At 66.7% G+C, this 1,674-nt stretch carries 2 protein-coding genes and 1 tRNA gene; 2 read left to right on the top strand and 1 reads right to left on the bottom strand.

What is annotated here, in order from left to right:
- The coding region (locus E1265_RS36050; protein WP_132935150.1) for a transposase at positions 1–218 on the top strand (218 nt) is incomplete at its 5' end.
- Between the two features lie 737 nt (positions 219–955).
- On the opposite strand, the gene E1265_RS36045 is transcribed toward E1265_RS36050, so the two are convergent.
- A tRNA-Arg gene (locus tag E1265_RS36045) sits at positions 956–1,027 on the bottom strand.
- A gap of 113 nt (positions 1,028–1,140) precedes the next feature.
- Between E1265_RS36045 and E1265_RS36040 the strand changes: the two genes are divergently transcribed.
- Positions 1,141–1,572, top strand: a complete 432-nt coding sequence (locus E1265_RS36040) for a response regulator (protein WP_243741358.1) — start codon at positions 1,141–1,143, stop codon at positions 1,570–1,572.
- The last annotated feature ends 102 nt before the right edge of the window (positions 1,573–1,674 follow it).

Below are 1,674 nucleotides of genomic sequence, written 5' to 3'. Positions count from 1 at the left end.
CCGAGTGGATCAACGCCGTCCGCACCACCGACCTACCTCACCTGCACGCCTTCGTGAACGGCCTCGAACTCGACCGCGCCGCCGTCGACGCCGGACTCACCCTCCCCCACCACAACGGCCGCACCGAAGGCGTCAACACACGCACCAAGCGAATCATGAGGCAGATGCACGGCCGCGCCGGATTCGCCCTACTCCGCCACCGCATCCTCCTCCAGTGACATCACACAGCGCTACCACCGGATACGGGCCAGAGCCACTCGTTTGACAGAGCCTTGCTAGGTGGGGTAGGTAGGCCAACGCAGTTGGCTCGGCGTCTTGGCCACGTGGTGCCTGTGCAGCTCGGGAGAATGGCCCATGACCATCTTTCGCTGCGCCGACTGTCAGTAGCCTGTCACCAGCGACGTGGTGCCGGGGGAACCATTGAGAGGGCCTGAGCGGTTGCCGGGCCACGATGTCGTTCCGCCTCGGATGGCATCGGGCACCTTCAAGGTCAACTTCGACAGCAGCCTCCTGTTCCTTCACCCGGACGACGTTCCTGGGACGGCGCTTCACCCAGATCCGCAACGTAAAAGTGGTTGCTGCGGGCTCGCTGGCCAAGACGGCCCCAACCTCGTCTGCGGGGGATGCGGCGTCGAAGTAGCGACGAAAGAGTCCGACTGCTGGACCGACAACCTCGTGGCATTGATTGCCGCCGCAGTGACTGATGGGCAGAAGACAGGCGCTGACAACTAAGGCGACGTACCTGTGACCAGCCGGCACCTTTCAAGCGCCTCGGCATGGGCGGACCGTCGTTGTTTCGCCCCTCGACCTGCGGAAACAGCCCGGATCTCCCGCCACGAATACGCCACAGCGACCGGCAAACGGCCGCTCATGGCGGCATCCGACTGCACACACAGATAAGCCCCGCACCAGCCGAAGACGCTGGTCGCGGGGCTTGTTGGCACCCCATCTGCGGTGCCCCCGGCAGGATTCGAACCTGCGCACACGGCTCCGGAGGCCGTTGCTCTATCCCCTGAGCTACGGGGGCGACGGGAAGAACAGTACCAGCTCGGGGAGGGGGGTCCGCACCACGGATTCCGTACGTGGGTGCGGGAGAGGCTACTCCCGGGTAGAAGTTGGGGAAAAGGCCGGACGGGGAGGGTGGTACGCGCTTACTCTGGCTGTGTGCCAGGCGCTTCAGGGCGGGTTCTCGTCGTCGACGACAGCAAGGTCGTCCGGCAGTTGATCAGGGTCAATCTCGAGCTCGACGGGTTCGAGGTCATGACCGCGTCCGACGGCGCCGAGTGTCTGGAGGTCGTGCGTCTGTTCCGGCCCGACGTGATCACGATGGACGTGGTGATGCCGCGGCTCGACGGTCTCGGGACCGTGGATCGGCTGCGGCTCGATCCGCGGACGTGGGACATCCCCCTGGTGGTGGTGAGCGCCAGCGTCGGCGGCGGGCGGGAGCTGCCGGAGGGGATCGACGCCGTGGTGGCGAAGCCGTTCGAGCCGGCCGAGTTGGTGATGCTGGTGCGCCGGCTGTGTGAGGAGGGGCGGCGGGAGGCTGTCCGGCTGGCAAAACGGCTCGCGTAGCGGGGGAGCGGTTCTCGTACGCTGGCCCCGTGACCCCCGATGTGATTGCCGGCGCGCTGCGTGACGTGGCGCGGGAGTTCGGCGTGGGGGAGGCCAGGGTCG

It is taken from the genome of Streptomyces sp. 8K308, assembly GCF_004348315.1.
GTDB lineage: Bacteria > Actinomycetota > Actinomycetes > Streptomycetales > Streptomycetaceae > Streptomyces.
This window is presented reverse-complemented; position numbering and strand designations above follow the sequence as displayed.